The 2,500-nt window shown below is 69.8% G+C and carries 2 protein-coding genes; both read left to right on the forward strand.

The features are described from left to right. Window positions 1-137: 137 nt before the first annotated feature. Window positions 138-1,166, forward strand: a complete 1,029-nt coding sequence (tdh, locus tag ACWGI8_RS43010) for an L-threonine 3-dehydrogenase (protein ID WP_453668910.1) — start codon at window positions 138-140, stop codon at window positions 1,164-1,166. A gap of 72 nt (window positions 1,167-1,238) precedes the next feature. Next, complete coding sequence (locus tag ACWGI8_RS43015) at window positions 1,239-2,432, forward strand: glycine C-acetyltransferase (RefSeq protein ID WP_453668912.1); 1,194 nt, start codon at window positions 1,239-1,241, stop codon at window positions 2,430-2,432. Window positions 2,433-2,500: the final 68 nt, after the last annotated feature.

Below are 2,500 nucleotides of genomic sequence, written 5' to 3' on the forward strand. Positions count from 1 at the left end.
GCGTGAAGCTCTGCTGTCGGCCCGTTTAAGAAATCCTCGATGGACTGAACGCTCCGTGCTCGGCAGATTGGTGCCCGTCCACCGACCGGCGCTGTCGTGCCTGGTCAGCCCTGCCTCGCCACGCCTGGAGCCGCACCATGAAGGCACTCGTCAAGCAGCAAGCCGAGCCCGGGCTGTGGCTCATGGACGTCCCCGAGCCCGAGTACGGCACCGGCGATGTGCTGATCAAGGTGCTCCGTACCGGCATCTGCGGGACCGATCTCCACATCCGCTCCTGGGACGGCTGGGCCCAGCAGACGATCAGCACCCCGCTCGTCGCGGGCCATGAGTTCGTCGGCGAGGTCGCCGCCATCGGCAACGACGTCCAGGACATCGCGGTCGGCGACCTGGTCAGCGGCGAGGGGCATCTCGTCTGCGGCAAGTGCCGCAACTGTCTCGCGGGCCGCCGCCACCTGTGCCGCAGCACCATCGGGCTCGGCGTCGGGCGTGACGGCGCGTTCGCCGAGTACGTCGCCCTGCCCGCGTCCAACGTGTGGGTGCACCGCACCGAGGTCGACCTGGACGTCGCCGCGATCTTCGACCCGTTCGGGAACGCCGTGCACACCGCGCTGTCCTTCCCGCTTGTCGGCGAGGACGTCCTGATCACCGGCGCGGGCCCCATCGGCGTCATGGCGGCGGCCGTCGCCAGGCATGCCGGCGCCCGCAACGTCGTGATCACCGACGTGAGCGAGCCGCGCCTCGACCTGGCCCGCAAGGTCGGCGCCACCCTCGCGGTCAATGTCGCCGAGACCGACATCGCCGAGGCCCAGCGCACCCTCGGCCTGAAGGAGGGCTTCGACATCGGCCTGGAGATGTCCGGCCGCCCCGAAGCCATGCGCGACATGATCGACAACATGACCCACGGCGGCCGGATCGCCATGCTCGGACTGCCCGCGCAGGAGTTCGCCGTCGACTGGTCCAAGATCGTCACCTCGATGATCACCATCAAGGGCATCTACGGCCGCGAGATGTTCGAAACCTGGTACGCGATGACCGTGCTGCTGGAAGGCGGGCTCGACCTCAGCCCCGTCATCACCGGCAGCTACGGCTACCAGGACTTCGATGCGGCCTTCGACGAGGCCGCCACGGCACGCAGCGGCAAGATCATCCTCGACTGGACCTCGTGACCTCGTGATTCCGTTGCCCGGTTCGTCTCACCTGCCTGCCCCGCACGCCCAGTGACCCCAGGGAGCACCCCTATGTACGCGTCCGTACGCGATGACCTCCGCGCCACCCTCGACGAGATCCGTGCCGCCGGACTCCACAAGCCCGAGCGGGTCATCGGCACCCCGCAGTCCGCGTCCGTCGCCGTCACCGCCGGCGGCGCCCCCGGTGACGTGCTGAACTTCTGCGCCAACAACTACCTCGGTCTCGCCGACCACCCCGAGGTCATCGCCGCAGGCAAGGAGGCCCTGGACCGCTGGGGCTACGGCATGGCCTCGGTCCGCTTCATCTGCGGCACCCAGGAGGTCCACAAGGAGCTGGAGAGGCGGCTCTCGGCCTTCCTGGGCCAGGAGGACACGATCCTCTACTCCTCCTGCTTCGACGCGAACGGCGGCGTCTTCGAGACCCTCCTCGGCGCCGAGGACGCCGTCATCTCCGACGCCCTCAACCACGCCTCGATCATCGACGGCATCCGCCTCTCCAAGGCCGCCCGTTTCCGTTACGCCAACCGCGACATGGCCGACCTGGAGGCGAAGCTCAAGGAGGCGTCCGGCGCCCGCCGCCGCCTGATCGTCACCGACGGCGTCTTCTCCATGGACGGCTACGTCGCACCGCTCCAGGAGATCTGCGACCTCGCGGACCGCTACGACGCCATGGTCATGGTCGACGACTCGCACGCCGTCGGCTTCGTCGGCCCCGGCGGCCGCGGCACCCCCGAGCTGCACGGCGTCATGGACCGCATCGACATCATCACCGGCACCCTCGGCAAGGCCCTCGGCGGCGCCTCCGGTGGCTACGTCGCGGCCCGCGCCGAGATCGTCGCCCTGCTGCGTCAGCGCTCCCGCCCGTATCTGTTCTCCAACTCCCTCGCGCCCGTCATCGCCGCCGCCTCCCTCAAGGTCCTCGACCTGCTGGAGTCCGCCGGTGACCTGCGGGAGAAGCTCGCCGCCAACACCGCGCTCTTCCGTACGAAGATGACCGAGGCGGGCTTCGAGATCCTGCCCGGCGACCACGCGATCGCGCCCGTCATGATCGGCGACGCCGCCGAGGCCGCCCGCATGGCCGAGCTGCTCCTGGAGCGCGGCGTGTACGTGATCGGCTTCTCGTACCCGGTGGTCCCGATGGGCCAGGCCCGGATCCGCGTCCAGCTCTCCGCCGCGCACTCCACCGAGGACGTGGAGCGGGCGGTTGCCGCCTTCGTCGACGCCCGGGCGACAATGGCCGTGTGATCGACCCGCGCAGGCTCCGCATACTGCGTGCCGTGGCGGACCACCGTACGGTGACCGCCGCGGCAGCA

The sequence above is a fragment of the Streptomyces sp. NPDC054841 genome (assembly GCF_053611045.1).